The organism is Achromobacter sp. FW305-C-28, assembly GCF_058783235.1.
In genome coordinates this window covers 62,343-83,062 of record NZ_JBYSYL010000013.1, presented here as the reverse complement: position 1 = coordinate 83,062, position 20,720 = coordinate 62,343, and the positions used below count along the sequence as shown (strand labels likewise).

The 20,720-nt window shown below is 58.3% G+C and carries 16 protein-coding genes; 10 read left to right on the top strand and 6 right to left on the bottom strand.

What is annotated here, in order from left to right; genetic code table 11:
- The first annotated feature begins 305 nt into the window (after positions 1-305).
- The 10 genes from AC3WMR_RS25750 to AC3WMR_RS25705 all read left to right on the top strand — a co-directional run bounded on the left by AC3WMR_RS25750 (position 306) and on the right by AC3WMR_RS25705 (position 12,052).
- The gene (locus AC3WMR_RS25750; protein WP_492266037.1) at positions 306-1,124 is read left to right on the top strand and encodes an ABC transporter permease; all 819 of its coding nucleotides are present in this window, start codon (positions 306-308) and stop codon (positions 1,122-1,124) included.
- Positions 1,114-2,433, top strand: coding sequence for an ABC transporter ATP-binding protein (locus tag AC3WMR_RS25745; RefSeq protein ID WP_492266038.1), 1,320 nt, complete (start codon positions 1,114-1,116; stop codon positions 2,431-2,433). The genes AC3WMR_RS25750 and AC3WMR_RS25745 overlap by 11 nt, the downstream gene beginning before the upstream one ends.
- A 91-nt stretch (positions 2,434-2,524) precedes the next feature.
- Positions 2,525-5,470 carry a methyltransferase domain-containing protein gene (locus tag AC3WMR_RS25740; RefSeq protein WP_492266039.1) on the top strand — a complete coding sequence of 982 codons (2,946 nt, stop codon included), beginning with the start codon at positions 2,525-2,527 and terminating at the stop codon, positions 5,468-5,470.
- Positions 5,471-5,512: 42 nt separating this feature from the next.
- Positions 5,513-6,643 carry a glycosyltransferase family 2 protein gene (locus tag AC3WMR_RS25735; protein WP_492266040.1) on the top strand — a complete coding sequence of 377 codons (1,131 nt, stop codon included), beginning with the start codon at positions 5,513-5,515 and terminating at the stop codon, positions 6,641-6,643.
- 92 nt (positions 6,644-6,735) lie between these two features.
- Entirely contained in the window at positions 6,736-7,281 is a 546-nt protein-coding gene (rfbC, locus tag AC3WMR_RS25730; RefSeq protein ID WP_492266041.1) for a dTDP-4-dehydrorhamnose 3,5-epimerase, read from the top strand.
- A 57-nt stretch (positions 7,282-7,338) separates the two neighbouring features.
- Positions 7,339-8,340 carry a glycosyltransferase family 2 protein gene (locus AC3WMR_RS25725; protein WP_492266042.1) on the top strand — a complete coding sequence of 334 codons (1,002 nt, stop codon included), beginning with the start codon at positions 7,339-7,341 and terminating at the stop codon, positions 8,338-8,340.
- Positions 8,337-9,596 carry a glycosyltransferase family 4 protein gene (locus tag AC3WMR_RS25720; RefSeq protein ID WP_492266043.1) on the top strand — a complete coding sequence of 420 codons (1,260 nt, stop codon included), beginning with the start codon at positions 8,337-8,339 and terminating at the stop codon, positions 9,594-9,596. The genes AC3WMR_RS25725 and AC3WMR_RS25720 overlap by 4 nt, the downstream gene beginning before the upstream one ends.
- Positions 9,593-10,525, top strand: coding sequence for an NAD-dependent epimerase/dehydratase family protein (locus AC3WMR_RS25715; RefSeq protein WP_492266044.1), 933 nt, complete (start codon positions 9,593-9,595; stop codon positions 10,523-10,525). Before AC3WMR_RS25720 ends, AC3WMR_RS25715 begins: the two co-directional genes overlap by 4 nt.
- Positions 10,526-10,550: 25 nt before the next feature.
- Positions 10,551-11,624: a rhamnan synthesis F family protein gene (locus AC3WMR_RS25710; RefSeq protein WP_492266045.1), complete on the top strand. Its 1,074-nt coding sequence runs from the start codon at positions 10,551-10,553 to the stop codon at positions 11,622-11,624.
- 62 nt (positions 11,625-11,686) lie between these two features.
- Positions 11,687-12,052 (top strand): GtrA family protein, encoded by a 366-nt coding sequence (locus tag AC3WMR_RS25705; protein ID WP_492266046.1) that lies wholly within the window; start codon positions 11,687-11,689, stop codon positions 12,050-12,052.
- An 84-nt stretch (positions 12,053-12,136) separates the two neighbouring features.
- Here AC3WMR_RS25705 and AC3WMR_RS25700 read toward each other — a convergent pair whose 3' ends face one another.
- From AC3WMR_RS25700 to AC3WMR_RS25675, 6 genes are all read right to left on the bottom strand, one after another.
- On the bottom strand, positions 12,137-12,979 hold the full coding sequence (locus tag AC3WMR_RS25700; protein WP_492266047.1) for a polysaccharide deacetylase family protein: 843 nt from the start codon (positions 12,977-12,979) through the stop codon (positions 12,137-12,139).
- Positions 12,980-13,099: 120 nt separating this feature from the next.
- Positions 13,100-13,939 carry a class I SAM-dependent methyltransferase gene (locus AC3WMR_RS25695; RefSeq protein ID WP_492266048.1) on the bottom strand — a complete coding sequence of 280 codons (840 nt, stop codon included), beginning with the start codon at positions 13,937-13,939 and terminating at the stop codon, positions 13,100-13,102.
- A gap of 104 nt (positions 13,940-14,043) precedes the next feature.
- Complete coding sequence (locus tag AC3WMR_RS25690) at positions 14,044-15,054, bottom strand: glycosyltransferase family 2 protein (protein ID WP_492266049.1); 1,011 nt, start codon at positions 15,052-15,054, stop codon at positions 14,044-14,046.
- A gap of 1 nt (position 15,055) precedes the next feature.
- Positions 15,056-17,503, bottom strand: a complete 2,448-nt coding sequence (locus tag AC3WMR_RS25685; RefSeq protein ID WP_492266050.1) for a hypothetical protein — start codon at positions 17,501-17,503, stop codon at positions 15,056-15,058.
- Between the two features lie 11 nt (positions 17,504-17,514).
- A complete protein-coding gene (locus tag AC3WMR_RS25680; RefSeq protein WP_492266051.1) occupies positions 17,515-19,605 on the bottom strand; it encodes a hypothetical protein in 2,091 nt (696 codons plus the stop codon).
- Positions 19,606-19,616: 11 nt separating this feature from the next.
- Complete coding sequence (locus AC3WMR_RS25675; RefSeq protein ID WP_492266052.1) at positions 19,617-20,711, bottom strand: glycosyltransferase family protein; 1,095 nt, start codon at positions 20,709-20,711, stop codon at positions 19,617-19,619.
- Between the last annotated feature and the right edge of the window lie 9 nt (positions 20,712-20,720).

Sequence of the window (20,720 nt, the reverse complement as noted above, 5' to 3'; positions counted from 1 at the left end):
AGAGAATCCCCAGGTTGAGCCGGGATGAGAAGAAATAGGCCATTCCCGAGGCAGGTTTGCGCTTTTTGCGTGGCCGCACTGCCTTGAAAAAATGGCAATTCCCGTATGCTTGCGAATATTCTTGAGAAATAACGCATGACTCCCCGACAGAAATGCATAGGCAGCCAGAAGGCTGCCGATCCCAGGTATTGCCCGTATCCGGCGTTGGACTCACGAGTCTCGCCCTTGTGTCCTGCGCAGCGCCTTTCGTCCATCGGAGCGACAAGAGGCTGCGTCGCCATGGCATCAATGGAGGTTTTTCCATAATGAGGCAGTTTCCGAGCAGCCCGCGTGCGCTTGTCCTGAGTGGGCTGCGCAACGGTGGTCTGATCACCGCATCAATCAAGCGTGAAGTCATCGGGCGCTATAAAGGTTCCATCATGGGTTTGATGTGGACCTTCATCAATCCCATCATCATGCTCGCGATCTACACCTTTGTATTCAGTGTCGTCTTCAAGGCGCGCTGGAATACGGGTAGCGCCTCGCGCACCGAGTTTGCCCTGGTGCTGTTTTTGGGGCTGATCGTTTTCAATTTGTTCGCGGAGTGCTTCAACAAGGCATCCGGACTTATCGTTGGCAATCCCAATTTCGTCAAAAAGGTCGTCTTCCCGCTCGAGATCTTGCCTTGGATTACTCTTGGCGCCGCGTTGTTTCATACCCTGGTAAGCCTCGTGGTGTGGCTGGCGGCCTATCTCGTCCTGTTTGGCCTGCCGCCCGTGACAGTGCTGTACGTTCCCCTCGTTCTGTTGCCGTTCTGCCTTTTTATTCTGGGCTTGTGCTGGATATTGGCCTCGTTGGGGGTCTATCTGCGAGACGTGTCCCAGTTCATCGGCATTGTGACGACGGTGGTGATGTTCATGTCACCCATCTTCTATCCGCCGGAGAACCTGCCGGAGCCTTACCGGCATCTGCTGTACTTGAATCCGTTGACTTTCATCGTTGAACAAGTACGCGCCGTGGCCTTCTTTGGGGCTCAGCCGAACGTGGCGGGCTTGTTGATATACGCCGGCGCCGCGGGGGTATTCGCATGCCTGGCATTTGCATGGTTCCAAAAGACCAGAAAGGGGTTTGCGGATGTCCTCTGAGACCTCTATTTCGGTATCCGGCGTCAGCAAGTGCTATCACGTCTACGAACGTCCGCGTGATCGTCTCTTGCAGATGCTCACGCGTGGCCGCAAGCAGTTCTTCAAGGAATTCTGGGCATTGCGGGACATCTCCTTTGAAATCAAGAAAGGGGAAGTCATCGGCATCGTGGGTCGCAACGGTTCTGGCAAATCGACCTTGCTGCAGCTGATTTGCGGCACGTTGAATCAGAGTTCGGGAGACGTGAGTACGGTGGGGCGGGTTGCCGCTCTGCTCGAGCTGGGATCCGGGTTCAACCCGGAATTCACGGGCCGCGAGAACGTCTTCCTCAATGGCGCCATCCTTGGCCTGAGTCGCCAGGAAATTGCGTCCAAAATGGACCGCATTCTTGCCTTCGCGGAGATTGGCGATTTCATCGATCAGCCGGTCAAGACCTACTCCAGCGGGATGTACGTGCGCCTGGCGTTCGCCATTCAAGCCAATATCGATCCGGATATTCTGATCGTCGACGAAGCCTTGGCGGTGGGTGACGCTTACTTCACCCACCGATGCATGCTGCGCTTCGAACAATTGCGCGAACGCGGCACCACGATTCTGTTCGTGTCCCATGACGCGAGCGCTGTGCGAGCATTGTGCGAAAAATGCATCTGGCTGGAAAACGGCCAAATGGTCGCTTTCGATACGGCTTCGAAAGTCGTCGATCGTTATCTTGCCGCACTGTTTGGCTATGAGCGGACGGATGCCACTGTCGAGCCTTCTGCGACGGCGCTGCTCGAGGGGGGGGCGCCTGTCGCGCTCCCCGATGGCATTGAATCGACGATCCCCAATATTGACCAGCGGCTGGGCGATGGCAAATATTCGATTATCGGGGTCGGGCTTTATGACGATCAGATGCGGCAGGTGCAGACCGTGGCCCATGGCTCGCGTGTCACTCTTCGGTTCAGTATTCGCAACGATTCCGATGAGTCCGGTGGCAAGCTCATCGCTGGCTACATATTCCGCACGCAGAAGGGCATAGAACTGGCCAGTACGAATAGCGACGTCGAAAAGGTCACGATCACCAGCGGCGGGATGGGCTCCGTTACAACGGTGGCGTTCACCGTCGAACTGCCGCTGCTTCATCCGGGGTCTTACGCCTTCTGCCCGGCAGTCGCGTATCGTACCGACCTTGGCGACATCAAGATGGCCGATCGGCTGGATAACGCCATTGTATTCATGGTGTCTGCCGATAGACAGGTGCATGCAATGTTGAACCTGCCGACTACCGTATCGGCGACGATCACTGAAAGATTGGCCTCTTCGCAGGCGTAATGGAATAGCCGTCGGTTGGGCAAGACAATCGAAAAGAAAACAGTCGAATAGCAGAATTTACCGAGGAATAGTGATGTGTAATGCTTGGTGCATGGATTGGGGAAAGCTGGCACAGCCGCATGTGAAGAAGGGGGCGCGGCTGCTGGAAGTCGGTTCGCGCGACGTGAACGGGACGCTCAGGGCAATCTTTGCCGATCCGGAAAGCGAATATGTCGGCATCGACATCTTCGAAGGTCCTGGTGTCGACCTTGTCCTGGATGCTTCTCGCATCGTCAGCCAGTTCGGCCGCGAATCGTTCGATGCCGTCGTTTCCACCGAGATGCTGGAGCATTGCTACGATTGGCAGGGCGCGCTGTATCAGATGGCGTCGGCCTTGCGTGTGGGTGGCGTATTGGTGCTGACCACCCGCTCCCCCGGTTTCGAACTGCACGACTATCCGGCAGATCACTGGCGCTTTTCCCACCAGGATTTCGTCGACATCTTCTCGCCGTTGGGCGAGCTGATTTCGGTCGGCGATGACATGACGCTGGGTTGGGCATGCGGCGTCGGCGTCATCGTGCGGCGCACGTGCTCCGCCGAGGAACTCGATGCCTGGCAGGAGCGGATGCGCGCGTTCCCGGTGTACTCCATGGCAGACGAAGCCAAGCAACAAGCCGAGAAAGACCAACAAGGCGAACCCGCGACCCATCCCGGTCCGGAAGGCATGATTTTCGACCAGTACAGCCGTTACCTGGCCTGCGCGCGATTCCTGCGCGATGCCGGCCTGAAGCCGGGCTCGACCGTACTGGACGTGGGTAGCGGACCCGAATGCCTGCTTGGGGGGTTCATCGAGGAAGCCGACGTCACCTATGTCGATCCGCTGCTTGCGGGCAATGACGGGCCCAACAAGGTGAGCGGCGATGTGTTCGCCGATAGGTTGAACGGCAGGAAATTTGATTTCGTCTGCGCCGTAGACGTCCTGGAACACGTGCCGCCGCAATATAGGGATGCTTTCCTCGCGCGCCTGATGGACCTGGCGGGTACGACAGTGCTTCTCGGGTTCCCGCCGGAAGAGGGCGGGCATGCGCTCGACACGGACAATCGCGTCAATGACGAGTATCGCCGCGTGCATGGCGAGACGTACAGCTGGCTCCACGAACATACCGAGTATGGGCTGCCGTCAGCGCGTAAAGTGGAAGAGGATTTCCGCGCGCGCGGGTATAGCCCCTCCGTGGTTGGGCATGGCCATACGCCTTGGCTGAATCGTCTGTTGTCCAAGGTGATCTGCTATTGGGACGTTCAGACGCTCAAGCCCGAGGTGTTGGCCGCATCCGAAGCATTCAATCGTGAACTCGCCGAGCAGGATTTCGCGCCGCCGCATTATCGCGTGTTCGTTTCAGCCTCCAAGACGCCGTCGGCGGCATCCGCACAGCGGTATGAGCCCACGGCCGACGTGCAAGCAATTCTTGACCAAAAGTTCGACGAGATTGCCCGCGAGCTCGACGAAAGTGTATTGACCAAGGCCGTGCGCGAACTGAAGCGCAAGGAAGCAGAAGTCGCCAAGCTGAGCGGTGATGTCCATCAGACTTCAGTCTGGGCTCAGTCCGCCGCGGAGTCGGTCAAACAGCGCGACACCGAGATCCGTCGTTTGCAGCAAGAGCTGGAAGCGCTCCCTGTCGCGCTCTCGCGCGTGGATCAGCGCGATGCCGAGATTCAGCGCCTTCAAGGCGAACTCAATGATCTTTCCCAGATGCATCAGCGCGGCAGCGTGCGCCTCGGGGTGCGCCTGGTGAAGGCTGCGGCGCGGCGGCGGCTTGCGGCTACCCCCGTGGGTGATGTCGTGCGGTTGGCGCGCAGCCACAAGGCCAAGCAGCAAGCCCAAGTGAAATTGGATGCTGTCGCGCAGGCGGTGGCGCGCAAGAATCAGCGACTGGTATTGACGTTTCCCATCATCAATTGGGACTTCCGTTGGCAACGGCCGCAGCACCTCGTCTCGCGGCTGCGTGATCATGGCTACGCAGCGTGCTATCTGTCGATGAATCTGCAGCCGCTGGGCCGCAAGTTCGTTTCGGCGGCCGAGGCGGCAGTTGCCCTTGGCGTGGATGAGTTGGACCAGGACATCTTCCAGGTCCGATTGCAGTCCCGTGATCCCATCAATGTGTATGTCAACACGATTGCTGGCGAAGACCTTGAAAACCTGGTCACGTCGCTGTCGGAGTTGATTCGACAAGCCAAGCCGGCATCGATTCACTACCTGGTTCAGTTTCCGGGATGGTGGCCCGTCGCCAAGCGACTGAAAGAGGCATTTGGCGGAACCGTGGTGTTTGATTGCATGGATGATCACGCCGGCTTTTGCACCAATACCTCCGACGCGCTCAAGATGGAGCAGAAGCTGATCGAAGAGGCCGACCTGGTCGTGGCTTCTTCGCTGCTGCTGGAAGACCGTTGCCACATATTGAATCCGCGTACCATCCAGATCAAGAACGGCACGGAGTTCGAGCATTTCGCTGAACCCGAGCGCAACGGCCTGCTGGATGCCTATGCCGATCGGCCGATCGTCGGGTATTACGGCGCCATTTCAGACTGGTTCGATATGGAGCTCGTGGCCCACTGCGCTCGCGCCAAGCCGGAGTGGAATTTTGTGTTGATCGGCTCCACCATGGGTGCGAACCTGGCGCCGGTGCAAGGGCTGTCGAACGTGCATCTGCTCGGCGAAAAGCCCTACGCGGAATTGCCCGGATACTTTGCATACTTCGATGTGTGCACGATCCCGTTCAAATTGATGCCGCTGACCTTGGCGACCAACCCGGTCAAGTTCTATGAGTACCTGAGTGCGGGCAAACCTGTGGTTTCCATCGAATTGCCCGAGCTTGCGCCGTATGCTGACGACTGCTACCTGGCCCATAACGGCAAGGAGTTCGTTGCACAGCTGGAAAAGGCCATGGCGCAAAAAGACGATCAAGAGAAAATCGCTCGGCGCATTGCGCTTGCCAAGGAGAACTCCTGGGACGCCCGCGTTGCCGAACTTTTGCAGACCGAAGCTTTTGCCAAGCGCTGAAAGCGGGCGTCCAACGTTATGAGCAGCTATCCTACGAGTGACATGGACGCCTCCATCATCGTTCTGGCCTACAACCATCTCGACGAGACCACGGCGCCTTGCCTGGACTCGATACTCGAGCATACCGACCTGACTCGCAACGAGCTCATCGTTGTTGACAACGCATCCAGCGACGGTACGGCAGAGTACTTGCGCGAATTTCAGCGACGGCACCCCAAGGTGCAGTTGTGCTTGAATGATGTGAACAAGGGATATGCCGGTGGCAACAACGACGGGATGCGTCTGGCCAGCGGCCGTGTTGTCATTCTATTGAATAACGACACGCTCGTCGGACCCGGCTGGCTTGCACCGTTGGTGGATGTGCTGGAGCAGGACCCTGGTGTCGGCATGGTGGGGCCGGTAACCAACTCCGCTGGCAATGAACAGCGTATCGTCCTTCCGGATGTCACGCCGGAAAATTTCATATCTGCGACGACACCCTACCTGGCGCAGCAGCATGGCATCTATTCCGAAACGGCCAAGCTGGGGTTTTTCTGCGTGGCGATACGCCGTGACGTCATCGAGAAAATTGGCATGCTGGACGAAGCTTTCGGTATCGGCATGTTCGAAGATGACGATCTGTGCGTACGTGCCATCAGTGCGGGCTATCGGTTGCTGATCGCAGAAGGCGCCTTTGTCTACCACAAGGGCAGCGTTTCGTTCAGCAAGCTGGGCACCGAGAAATACCAGGGATTGTTCTTCAAGAATCTCGCCTATTTCTTCGAGAAGCACAACGCGGCATGGACCTACACGGATATATCCATTGCTGCGTGGAAGCGCCTGAAACAGGATACGCATCAAGCGCTGGAGGGAGACCTGGCCGCGGCAGCCAGGGTTCGCACCAGGGCGTCTCTGATGGACGATACCCTGAGTCAGGCGAGAAGGCAGGAAGAGGCGGCTATGCAGTCCTCGTCCTCCGAGCTATCAAATCGCATCGCCGCCAAGAAGCATGCCGAATTGATGGAAATCTCGAATTGGGCGACGTCGCTCAAAGCCGAGAACGAAAGGCTGTCGCTGGCGTTGCAAGAGCGCAGGTCGGGTAGCGCGGCCGCGACGGACCCCGCTATCATGCCCGCCGCCGGATTGCTGGTGCGGGCCGTGGGGCGCAAGATCAAGCGGCTTCTCGGGGTGTGACCCCGCTGGTTTGCCACATTTAGCTTGCGCCGTCTGCCAAGGCAGTTTCCGTCAATGTATATATTGCGCCTGTTGAAGAACGAGGTACCTACATGAACATCATTCCTACCGCTATTCCCGACGTCCTGCTCATCGAACCTCGCGTGTTCGGCGACGACCGCGGCTTTTTCTTCGAGAGCTTCAATAGCCGGCTGTTCAATGAGGCGGTTGGTCGCGAAGTCAATTTCGTGCAAGACAATCATTCGCGTTCGGTGCAAGGCGTGCTGCGAGGCTTGCATTATCAGATCGTCCAGCCGCAGGGCAAATTGGTGCGCGCGGTGATCGGCTCGGTGTTCGATGTGGCCGTGGACATGCGCAAGGGCTCGCCTACGTATGGCCAGTGGGTGGGTGAAGTGCTGAGCGCCGAGAACAAGCGTATGTTGTGGGTGCCGGAGGGCTTCGCGCACGGCTTCCAGGTCCTGTCGGAAACGGCTGATTTTCTGTACAAGACCACCGACTTCTATGCCCCGCAACACGAGCGCTGTGTGATCTGGAACGATCCTACCCTGGCAATCGAGTGGCCCGCCGACGTCACGCCGCGCCTGTCGCAAAAGGACGAGCTTGGTGCGAAGTTCCTGGAAGCGGATGCTTTTGCCTGATTTCGCCAGTCCGAGCGCGTCCGCGACCCGCGAACGCAGTCTTGGGGACAACGTCTCATGCTGAAAAAGGCTTCCGTCATCATCCCGACCAAGAACCCGGGGGGCATCCTGCGCTCCGTGCTTGCGGCCGTCTGCAATCAGAAGACAGACTTCGATTTCGATGTGCTGGTCATTGATTCGGGCTCAACGGATGGGACGGTCGAGTTCGTTCGCCAGTTCGACGACCCACGCGTCCGCCTGCATGAGATAGCGCCGGCGGAATTTGGTCACGGAAAAACCCGCAATCTGGGGGTGTCCTTGACCGAAGGCGAGTTCGCCGTGCTGATCACCCACGATGCTCTGCCCGCCAATGAAGGCTGGCTGGCAGCCATGGTGCGGCCGGCAGAGCAAGATCCTGATGTTGCCGGCGTGTTCGGCAGACATCTGGCCTATCCTGATGCCAGCCCCTTCACCAAGCGAGACCTGGAGCGTCACTTTTCCCACTTCGAGTCAACGCCTGTGGTGAGTCTGGACGACCGTGCGCGGTACGACAGGGATCCCGGTTATCGGCAATTCCTGCACTTTTTTTCTGATAACAATGCGTTGATCCGTCGCAGCGTGTGGCGGCAGTTTCCGTACCCGGACGTGGATTTCGCGGAAGACCAGATGTGGGCGGAGACAGTCATCAAACAGGGCTGGAAGAAAGCCTACGCGCATGATGGCGTTGTGTTCCACTCGCATGACTTTCCGCCTTTCGAGTCCATGCAGCGCAGTTTTGACGAGGCTTACGCCCTGTTTCGGCTGTTTGGCTATACGTTGGTGCCATCGTTGTTTCGCTTGGTTCGTGCCTGGGCGGGGGCAACCTGGCGGGATGTGCGCTACGCCGTGCAAGCAGGGTTGATCTGGCGTCAACCCTTGGCTGTGTTGGGCATGCCGTGGCGCAATTTCATGCGGTCGGCAGGGCATTATCTGGGATCACGCGCCGACAGGTTGCCAGTGGGTTTACGCCACTGGCTTTCGCGAGACCGGCGCATGATGGCTGGCCTGACTGTATCCGTTAGAGCGGAAGAGAAATCATGAATTTGGGTACTCTCTGGAAACGTGCTGGTGGTGTCTGGCGTTTTCGTCAGGATCACGGCACCAAGGCCGCGATCCTGCGAGCGCTGAACGCCATGCTGAATCCCGACGCGTTCAAGAAGCACAAGGTGGTGGATTCCCTCGCGTTCACCCGATACCAGCCGTTCGGCTCCCTGGCGGCAGCGCAAGGGGTTGCTTCCAATACGGTCAACTGGTTCATTCCGCGTCCGGGCCGTGGCTCGGGTGGCCATCTGAACATCTTCCGTTTCGTGCGCAACCTTGAAGCCCAGGGCTTCGAGTGCCGCATCATCTCCACGGTCACGAATTTGCCAGGCATGACGCCGGAGCAAATGGAGGCGGACATCGCCAACTGGTTCTTTCCGCTCAAGGCCAAGGTGTACATCGGAGCGGAAAATGCGCCTCCTGCGGCCATATCCATCGCGACAGGTTGGCACACCGCCTATGACGTACGCAATTTTCAATCCACCCTGCACAAATGCTATTTCGTGCAGGACTTCGAACCCCTGTTCTATCCCGTCGGCACCGACTACGCATTGGCCGAAGAAACCTACCGATTTGGTTTCACGGGCATAACGGCGGGAGGGTGGCTGGCCACCAAATTGGCCACGGAATATGGCATGCGCACGCATGCAGTCGGGTTCTCCTATGATCGTGAGTTGTACCGCGCCAATCCGGTTGCCCACGACGGACGTCGCGTCTTCTTCTATACGAGGCCGGCGACACCGCGCCGTGGCTTCGAACTGGGACTCGCCGTACTGAATGAAGTGGCTCGACGTCACCCGGACACGGTCGCGGTGCTGGCAGGGGGCCGCCTTGGGCAGTGGGAGATTCCGTTCAAGCATGTCGATAGCGATATCGTCGATCTCAACAAGCTGAGCGAGCTCTACAACAGCTGTGATGCCGCGTTGGTGCTGTCGTTCACCAATCTGTCTTTGCTGCCATTGGAACTGATGGCTTGCGGTGTGCCTGTGGTGAGCAATCGAGCCCCTTGCACGCAGTGGCTGTTGACGGACGAAAACGCCCGGCTCGAGGCGCCCACCATCGACGCCTTGGCGGATGCGATCTGCGACATCCTGGAAAACCCCGCGGAAGCCGAACGACTGCGACAGGGCGGCTTGCAGCGTGCCGCGACGACGGACTGGGAAGTGGAGGGACGCCGCATGGCGGAAATCTTGCGCCAGATCAGTAACGAGCTGGACGGCGCGGCGACAGTATCATCGCCGGCGGCGCAGGCATGATGGACCTGTCCCAATCCCGTTGCGCCATCCTCGGTGGTGGCGGCTTCATCGGTACCAATCTGTGCCGGGCATTGAATGGCCGGGTGGCAGCGCTGCGAGTATTCAGCCGGCGCCTGTCGTTTCCTGAGGCGGTCTCCGGGGTCGAGTGGATTGCCGGGGATTTCGAGCAGATCGACAAGGTGCAAGAGGCGGTGGCGGGTTGCGACACCGTGTTTCACCTGCTGACGGCTACCACCCCAGCCAGCGCAAATCTGGACATGGTTGGCGATCTCAATGCGAATGTGGCGGGCACGCTGCGACTGCTTGATGCTTGCCGTGCGCAAGGAGTGCGCCGGGTGGTCTATGTTTCCTCGGGCGGGACGATCTACGGCATTCCCGAACATGTCCCCACCCCAGAAAGCGCCGCGACGTCACCCATCACGGCTTATGGCGTCACCAAGCTCGCCGTAGAGAAGTACCTGCATCTCTATCATCATCTCTACGGATTGGAATACCGCGTGCTGCGGGTAGCCAACCCCTTTGGACCCTATCAGACCGCCGTCAAGAACCAGGGCGTGATCGCCGCCTTCATGCGCCAGGCGCTGCGGGGCGAGCCCATCGATGTCTGGGGTGACGGATCAGTCGTAAGGGATTACATCTACATTGACGATGTGATCTCGGCTATGCTCGCAGCGGCGACGCACGAGGGGCCTTCGCGTGTCTTCAACGTTGGCCGGGGCGAGGGACGCAGCCTGGCCGAGATCGTCGAAGCGATAGAAGCCGTTTCGGGACTGGTGATTCCCGCCCGGTATGGCGCCGCGCGGCCAATCGATGTGCCCCGCAGCATTCTCGATATCACGCTGGCTCGGCAAGAGTTGGGTTGGCAACCACAACATGATTTCCTGTCCGGGATGCAGTTGACCTGGGACTGGATCCGTAGCTTGCCTTGAATCCGGCGACCGACCTCAACCAAAAATGAAGAAGTACTTTCGCGCATTGCGGACCATGGGAGCCTTGGGCGTATCCGAAGGCGGCTTGATGGGCCTGGTCCAGAAAAGCATCCGCATGTATCGGACCGAAGGCCTGCACGGATTCAAGCGGTTGTTCTCGGCCGCGGCAGGCGGTCATGCGTTGTCGCAAGCCGGCCCGAACCGTCCTCGGGACCGGGACGACTTTGCGTTCGAGGTTCCCTTCGGCTATCCCGTTTCTCGCGACCCGGCGCTGCGCGCCTGCGCGGTTGTCCATGCTTTCTATCCCGAACTGGTACCGCAGATCCGGAACTACCTCGAGCGGGTGCCGGGCCAGCTCGACGTCTATATCTCGACCACATCTGATGAGAAGCGTCATCTCATCGAGGCTGCCATGCAGGGCTTTGGATCTGGCGCGGTCGAGGTACGGGTGTTTGAAAATCGCGGCAGGGACATTGCCCCCAAGTTGGTTGGCTTCGCGGATATTTACGGAAAGTACGACGTCGCACTGAGCCTGCACACGAAAAAATCGCCGCATGGCGGTGAAATGCTGGCGCCTTGGCGCGACTATCTGTACGACCACCTGCTGGGGTCGCCGGAGATCGTCGCTTCAATTTTCGAGCTTCTGCAGCAAGACCGCATTGGCATGGTCTTCCCGCAGCATTTTTTTCCTTTGCGCAATCACCTGGCGTGGGGGCCGAATTTTGAACCGACACAGGCTCTGCTGAAGGAGCAAGGTGTTGCGATCGAGCCCGACGTGTACCTGGAGTGTCCGTCCGGGTCCATGTTCTGGTGTCGGACTGATGCACTCAAGCCTTTGTTGGCGTTGCGTTTGACGTTCGACGATTTCCCTGAGGAACAGGGCCAGATAGATGGCACGCTCGCTCATGCGATCGAGCGAGCGTTTCTCTACAGCATCGAGGGCGTGGGATACAAATGGGCCAAGGTGGTGCTACGCAAGGCTTACCCGCTGCCGACCACCATACTTCCAGTAAATAGCACGCTGGATATCGGCCAAGGTATGGTGCGTGTATATAGGCCTTTGCTGGGGTCAAAAATGCCCGCAATAGGCCGTAAATAGTCGGGTACAACAGAACGGCCCTTCAGTTTGCGCCGTGGCAATGCTTTGCGTAAAGAGGTGTGATGCGATTTGCTCGTTATCTTTCAGTCCAGGTCGCTGCGTACGCAATAGACATGGGTGGCTTTATCCTGCTCAGTAAATACTTGCTCGTACCGGTCCTGGTGGCCAATATCATCAGCAAGTTCTGTTCAGGCATATTCTCCTTTGCCGTGAATCGTGCCTTCACGTTTGGTTTGCAGGGGTCGGATCGAGCCTGGCGGCAGGCAGTGATTTACTTTTCCCTGATGGCGTTGACTTTGCCGATGTCGTCATTGGTACTGCACGGTGTGCTGCAAATCGTGACATGGCCGGTTGCAGCGAAATTCATCTCGGACGCCATCTGTCTGGTGATCAATTATTGGCTGACCAAGCGCGTCGTATTCAGATAGAACGTCCGCGATCGTCATGGTGCGGGAATGTTACGGTCTGCCGCCTGCAGCGCCTTTGCTACGCGGCAATCGGATCGTAACGGATCATTCCGAGGCGGGTTTGGGCCTGTATTCATATGTCGGCAGCGTATGCGAGTGGCTGCCTGCCCATGCATTGAGTGTCGTGGCAGACTCCTGTCCCACCAGGCCCAGAATCTTGCGCAGGGTGTTGCGCCGGTTGAACCACAGCAAAACGCTGGTCCAGAGCGCAGCGCCGGAAATCCGTGCAAAAGGTTCTTCGGCGTCGAAGTCGTAGGGGTGACAGTAGGTCCAAAGGCATGATTGATTCGATGCCTGGCTCAATAATCTGTTGATTATCGCTTGCGGCATGTATCTGAGGTAGAAGCCGCCAAGATAAGGCAGGGTGGCGCTCCCCAGCTTACCGACCGGGCAGGGAAGCTCGACCAGACCGTTGTGCCATTTGAATGGCTCCTGCGGTACGCCGGGGAAGCCGTATAACGGGGTTCTCGTCGGCATGACGCTTGAGGAATAGGAAAAGCCAAGACGGCGCAAATCGTCCACGAACCAGGCTGTGCGCTCTACTAGCGAAAAAATGGGGGCACGATAGCCGGTGATCTCCTGGCCGATGCAATTTTCCAGAATTCCCTTGGCTCGAGCGGTACTCTCTCGCAATTGCCTGGGTGATTGTTTGTCCAGCGGAGTGTGATCCAGGCTGTGGCAAGCAATTTCATGCCCTAATGCGGCAATTTCTCTCAGTAAGGCAGGCTCTCGTTCGGCTATGCGGGCAACGGTGAATACCGTGCCCTTGACGTTCCGCTCGGCGAGCGCGCTCATCACGCGCCGCGTCACTTCCGGATAGCGGCTCGTGCTGTCATAGCGCCCAAGATGGTCTTCCAGGTCGAGGCTGAAGAGTATTTGCTTGTTCATCGGAGAGTGAGGGGCTGTCGAGCCAGGATTAGTGGCGCTATTGCGTCAGTTAGCTGATGCAGCCGGAACTTTATGCCCGGCCGCCGCGAAGTCTGGATAATGCCCATTCCCGTCTATCGCTTAAGCCGTGCGGATGACAGGCTGCCTTTTTTTCCATTTGAAAAATGAGCGCTGCTCCGGGACGACTCGGGCGGCGATCGGTATGGAACACCCACCGGGCCAGTGAATTCCCAGATCGAAGTGCGGCTTGCTGTAGACCGTGATGTCATTGAATCCGGCGGCAATCAACTCGCGAATCAGGGAGGCCTCGGAAAACAGCCGCATCTCCAAAGTGGTTCCCGGGCCTCCGTGGAAGCAAAGATCGTCAAATCGTTCTTGTTTGCCGTCGCGAGTCGTATTGTGCAGGACCCAATTGCCGGCAACCTCTTCAAGTCTCCAGTCGTGCAGATTCGGGAACCATTCCTTGGTTTCAGCATTCGGCTCTCCGGGACGATCGAACGGCACCGAGATAATGAAGACGCCGTCCGGCTTCAGCAGGCGACGAGCATTTTCGAATGCCGTCGATATCGGTGGGGCGACATGCTCAAAAACGTCCGTGGAGACGATGAAATCCAACTGGTTGAGCCATTTTTCCCCGATGTCGGTGATGTCAAGAAATGGCTCTTGATGGTAGTAGGTGTTGATGTACTTGACCTTGTGCGCCAGGCGATTTGCATAGACTTCCCAGCAGCTCATTCCGATGCCGACGATATCCGGCCGAGGGGGCGAGATGTCATCAATCGGCATGCTTTTGCCAAACAACTCGGCAGTCAATATCTGGACCATGGAGCGCATGCGTACCGTTGAACCGCAGGAGGTGCAAGTAGCCTCTTCCCGTGTCAGGCTGCTGAGCGGGACGCTGTTCATATGACTGCAGATATTGCATTTGAATTCAATCAAATCGTCAGCATTCGGCTTCATTGGTCTAATAAACTCAAATAATTCAATTGCGCGGAATTGCGTTATTGCTGAGGCCGAACAGCGCGTTGGCTTAAGGCAGAGCCGTCCCGGCGGATAACAGACAGTCAGTTTTCGGATTTCTGTTTCTGTTTTCGGATTTTAAAAAAACGTGTTTGGCGATGAATGCTGCGCCGGGGTACCTGCGCAACGTCATGGCCAATGAATGCCAGGAGAAATTGAACGCCCATAAGCAGGCTGACCGTTGCGATCATTATGGTGCCAACGGGTGCCGCGACATGATGCTGAGCTGAGGAGATCCAGTTGTATCCCCCAAAAATTACCGCGAACAATACGAGAATGGCGCCCAGGGGCAATTCCAGAGACGCCAGTGACATATCTCGCAGATAGTAGTTGTACGCAATTCGCTTGCACGCATTACGCAAGTGCTTGACCATGAATTCTCCGGCGACCCGGGAAATCTTCAAATTGCTGACTTCGTCACCGTAACTGGCATCCATGGGTACATCGATCACGACGGCACGCAATATGTTCAAGCGGAATAGTATGTCCGTTTCAAAGAAATAGCGCTCGCTCAGCTTTTGCAGAGGCAGCCGTCGCAGCACATTCACGTGAACAGCAGTGTAGCCATTGGTGGGATCGAAAAGATCCCAATAGCCAGACGAAAACTTGGCCATGAAGGAGAGCATGGCATTTCCGACCAGCCTTATCTTCGGCATGCTATGTATTTCTTCGAGATCGTAGAATCTATTGCCTTTGGTGTAGTCCGCCTCGCCGCTGATGATGGGGTCGACAAAGTCCGGCAGCAAGGCAGGATCCATTTGTCCATCGCCGTCGATCTTCACCACGATGTCCAGGTCTTCCTCGATAGCGGCGCGATATCCCGTGATGACCGCGCCTCCTACGCCTTTGTTTTTCTCGTGAAAGATCACGCGGACCCGAGGATCGCTGCAGTGTTCCTCGACGTGACGACCACTGCCGTCCGGGCACGCATCATCCACGACATAGATGCGACTGCATTCCGAGCCGATGCGGGCGATGACGTCCAGGACGTGGCGGGTGACCTTGTACGAAGGAATGACGACCGCGATGCGGGGGTTGGCAATGGGCTGAATCATGTCAGTTTAGTTCCACGTGCAGATTCTCGACGACTACGGAGGCACCGTCGCGGATAGTAATGTAAGGCTGTCCCAAGCGTGCGTTGGTGGGCACGAAGAGCGCTTCGGAGAAGGTGAGGCTTCCAGCGTGGCAGGCTACCAGTCGATAGTACGGATCGCCGCTGTCCCAGTTCACCTGGGCAATGAAAGAACCCTTGTCGGTCGCGCAACGCAATCGTACGGTGTACCTGGCTTGACTGGCTGCGCCGGTCGCGAACGTGGGAAGCGGGATCGCTTGCGACGTGGCTTCGATCTCGCCCGCGGAATTGCGAACCACGCTGGGCGACGGTGTGGCTAGCGCGGCATCGAGGGAGAACCCCTCATGATAGTCGACCGGTTCAGCGCCAACGCGATACAGAGTGAGCGGACCGGATTGATCGATCACTTTGCCATAGCGCGCCAGGTATTCGCGCAGGAGCGTCACCGAAATCCAGGGATAGACCCTGGTCTCGGCGTCACCCTGGTTGACGATGACGAAATCGACTTTCTCCGCCGCCAGGAAGTTCGCCACGTCAGCTTCGGTCTTCATCGCCCGATAGGCCGCCGTGCGGGCTGGCGTGTACCAGTTTACGTAAAGCGGCGTTCCTAGGAGTGCTGCGCCATAGGTTGTCTCCATGGGGTACAACACTCGAGCCCCGGGGGCAATCTGCGCGATTTTCTTGTTCAGTTTTACGGCCGGGGCGTAAAGATTGACAAGCCGTTCGCGTCCCGCTTCGGTATAGGCCGTTTGGGCAGTATTCTGCATTATCCAGGATATGCCGCGGAATGAATAAAGATTCATGGCAATGCATGCCAGCGTCAGAACGGCAAAAACAGCGCGCAAATATCGACGTTGGCCAACAAACAATGCCCCCATGACAGCCACTGCGAGCGGCATGACGGGGAACAGGTAGCGCAAATACTGAATGGCCGCGAACATTATCGTGCCGAATCCCAGCAGCGGAATCAGGGCGAGACGCAATGAGCGGGGAGCGCCGCGCAAGCCTAGTGCGACGATCGCGAAGGGCAGCAGGAAGAGATACTGCCAGCCTGCGACATAATCCTTCGATTCGAAGAACCTCGAGGTTTCGAAGAAGGCATTTACATAGTTTGATAGCGTAAAACCCCGTGTCCAGGCAGTATCGATAAAGTTTTCGGGGCTGTAATAAGGAGAACGGAAAATCCCGTTATATAGCGGAAAGACAGGGTTGCCGGTCACTCGCCATGCGAAAGCGTAATTGTGCAGCGCCACCCAGCCTAGAGTCAAAAGTGCCAGTGCCGCCCACAAGGCGCCCTTGCGCTGGGGCAGTATGCCGCGCAGGCCGACCCGCAATACCAGCGCGACGAGCAGCAGCACGCCTAGTGCGGCAGCCGGGAGCTTTACAGCGGCGCACAATGCGGCTCCAGCCAGAACGCCCCATACGTGGGCGCTGTGCCCCTTGGTGGCCCCGCTGATGAGCGACACGCAGGCCATCGCAATCACAGCAAGCACGAGTTCCGTCTGCAGCGAGAGCAACAGGTTGCCGAGCATCGGGGTACTGGCCAATAGCACGACAAGCAGCCATTGGGCAGGCGCACTTACACGGGCCTGCTGCAACACCCTTGCTGTCAGTCCCAAGAGTGACAAGGCAAGCCCGAGGTTCCATGCGCTGCGCATGTCCGTGCCTGCCATGAGCGACAGCGCGGCATGCGTCAGGTCCAGGGCAAAAGGCGCGAGCGACCAGATTTGATACGTCGGATCCAGTTCGGCCCGGTGTTGGGTGACAAAGCTGGTCCAGAGGCGAAGATGCATCGCGTGGTCGTCAAACATGACACTGGGGATGCTGCTCCAGCGCAATACCCAGCCGATGATGGCCAGGCCCAGCACCCATGCGACGAATGGAATGGATTTCATCCATTCGCCGGCTGCGCCAAGCCGCGCACCGAAGGCAAGGCGATACTGGTCGGCGCGAAACCGGAGTGCGGGGGCCAACGCGATGAGCGTCAAGCCCCAATAAATGCCGCGATAATTCACCCGATAATGCAGCATCAGGTTCCAGGCACCGAGCCAGATGGCAGCACCCAGGACCGTCGCTTCCAGCGGATGAAGCAATGCGTAATCGCGCTCCTTGTGGATGTATTGCAACAGCAGGCCGCCGAGCGCCCACGCGCTGATGAACCAGAGGCAGACGATCAACAGATTGCCTATGCCGACACCCATGCCCAGCCAGCCAAGCATGATGGCGAGCATCGCAGCGTGGGCCTGGCGCCGCATCAGCATGAACAGCACAAATCCCGTGAGTGCGGCACCGGACGTCCACATGACGCCGTCATATTGAATTGACGACGACCATCCCGTCTCCTGCCACAAGTACAGTGGTGCGAGTATGGTTAATGCGCCAAGCACTGCCCAGGCCAGAACCTTGGCGACACTATCAAATGGGCTATGCACTAGCTCTCTCTCTATTTAATCGGTGCATGCGGTTCAGGGAATCCGCTCACATGGTAAAGCTTGTAGGGTCCAACCTGATCGACAAGGCGCCCCTGGCTGGCTACGTATTCACGTATCAAGCCGTTCGGTATGCTCGTGGGGCCTGTGTCTGTCTGGTTGACGATGACAAAATCCGGGCGTTGATCGGCAATGAACGCGGCAGCGCGATCAGCGTTCGCTATTCCTTGGAATTGCAGGGAACGTGCCGCCGCATACCAGGACGTATAAACGGGTCGACCATGCAACGTAGCACCGGTCGGGGACTCGAACGGATAAAGCACGCGTGAGCCGGGAGCTAGGGCATTGACCGTCGCGGTCAACGCGGCAACGGGCGCGAAAGCGCGTGTCAACTGATCCTGGCCGTGCTCGGTATAGGCCATCTGTGCCGGCACATGCATCAAGCCCGATATGTTGCGGTAATACCGCATATTCAGTCCCACGCAAGCGATGGCCAGCAGGACGGCGACGTATCGGACGCTGCTGCGTTGGTGGCGGGTGAATAGAACACCCATCACCACGATGGCAAGCGGCATGACCGGGAACAGATATCGCCAATACTGGACGGCAGCAAACATTGCGATGCCGAATCCCAGCAACGGGAGCAGGGCAATCCGCAACAGGCGCGGAGTGCCGGGAAGCACTGTCGCAGCCAGCGCGACGGGCAACAGAATCAGATATTGCCAACCGGCCGAATAGTCGCTGGACTCGAAATATCTCGACGTCCGGAAAAACGCCTCGACGTAACTGCGCAGTGAAAATCCTGCGGACCAGGTCACGTCCTTGAAATTCTCGGAGGGGAAAAAGCTTGAGCGGAAGATGCCGTTGTACAGCGGGAAGACCGGGTTGCGCGTGAAGTACCAGGCGACGGCGTATGCGTGCAGGGCGACGAACGCGAGGATCACCAGCGTGAGCCAGGCCGTTGGATTGAACCAGCGTTTGGGCAGGAGCGTGCGGCCAAAGGTAACGGCCATTGCGGCGATACATGCCACCCCAAGTATCGCGCCGGGTAGCTTGACCGCAACGCAGAGGCCGGCGCAGGCCAGGACGCCGAATACGGGGGGATTGGCTGTTTGCTCGGCATTTCCGATCAGGGCGATGGCCGTCAGCGCCAATACGCCAAGAGCCAGCTCGGTCTGCAGCGATACCAGCAGATTTCCAAACATGGGTGTGCTGGCCAGCAGCACCAGCAGGAGCCATTGCCATCGGGGGGGGACATTGATCTGCGACAGAACTTTTGCCGTCAGCCCCAGGATTGCCAGCCCCAATGCCAGGTGCCACGCACCACGGACATCGTCGGCCGCCATCAGGGACAGGGCACCATGCAGTAGATCGGACGCAAAAGGGGCGACCGACCAGATTTGGTCGACCGGATTGAATTCCGCCCGGTGCTGGAATTCGAACATGGTCCACATGCGCAGATGCAGCGCATGATCGTCAAACATCACGCTGGGCAGGCTGGCCCAGCGCAGTACCCAGCCGATGATCGCGACGCCGGGCACCCACATCCACACGGGGATGGATTCAAGCCAATGATCGAAATCGGCAAGCCGCCGCTTCAGCGAGTGCCGCAGCGATCCTTGCGGCAACAGGCGCCAGTGGATGAACGGCAGCAAGCACAAGCCCCAGTACACGCCCCGGTAGTTGATCTTGAAATGGAGCATGACTCCCCATACCGCCAGCCACGCGGCCGTGCCGACAACGAGGGCTTCGACCGGATACTTGATCGGGTAATCCGCGTCGCGGTAAATGGCGTGAAGCAGCAGGCCGCCGAGGGACCACGTGGCAGCCGTCCAGATGGCGATCACTGCCAGATTGTTCCAACCGACGCCCAACCCTACCCAGCCGAGTGCAACGGCCAGCAATGTTTCCTTGGCACGGCGCAGGCGCAGGAGGTGCAACGCCAGGCCGGTCAGCAGCACCGCTGCAGTCCAGGTCATGTCGTCGCGTCGGCCGGCGGATGGCCAAGCGAGTTCTTGCCACAGATAGCGGGAGCCCAGCAGCATCAATCCGCAGAGCAGCACGCTGCCCAGACCTGTTGCGATATTGCGATGAGTATTGTGCAAAGCGGTTCTCGTCACCCGATCTGGGCAAGCAACTGTTTGCGGCCGCTTTGAGCCATTTCCGCGAGTTGATCAAGAACGGCAAAATTGCTGGTGATCATGTGGGCGTATTCTTCGCCCAACGGCAGGCGACGCTGGGCCAGGTCGTCCATCGTGGCATAGCGCATGCCGAGGTCGGCAAAGTCTCCGACTTCAGGGGTACCCATGACAGGCAACACGCCGAAGCTCAGGTATTCGATAAGCTTGGTCGGGCAGGCGACCCGGTTCAGCACATGGCGCTCGCGGCACAGAATACCGTAGCTGCTTTCGGCATACACCGCACGTACTTCGGAGGGGCGTGCAGCATAGATGGACAGGCGATCTCCATCCGCCAGGCAACCGCGAGCGAGAAACTTCTGGCGGAATATCTCCGGCTCGTGAGTCAGGATTCTGGCGGTATAGGTCTGCAAGGACGCTTGGACCGCCTCGACGATGCAGTCGACCATCTGCCACGCCTGTGCGCCGCCCGCATACACAACAGCGCCATTGGGCTGGTGGCCCGCCAGCTCGCGTTGCGAGGTTTCAGGAAATATCGGGCTTACGATGTTGACGGCATCGATCCAGGCGTACTTTGCACGGAAATGCTTGGCCATCTGGCGCGTGACATGAATGAGCACGTCCGCTTCGAGCACGGCCCATGATTCAAGTTGCCCGAGGGTCAGTGCACGTTCAGCGTCACCCAGGAACGCGGTTTCCTCGGGCACGACGCCATGCATATCCACGATCAATTTTCCGCCGCGCAGGCTCGCGAGATGGCGGGTCTGCTCGTGCAGCAAAGGAAAAATGCTATGTGAATAAATGGCGGTGGCGCGGCGGAAAAGGCGAATGACCGAGTTGCCGTACTGTTGGCCTATTTCGAGTTCCAGGCAGCCAGGTCCCAATTGACGAAGGGCGTGGCCGTTCCCGATGGCCGGATTTACTTTCACATAGACGCGATTGCGTGCGTTGAGGTACGAGTCAACCGTCGCGACGCGCTGCTGATAGCCCTCGCGCGGCTTGTCATCCAGAGGGTTGACGCCGTTCGCGAGAACGATGACGGGGTTTTCAACGAAGTGCAGGGCGTCTCGCATACCATCGGG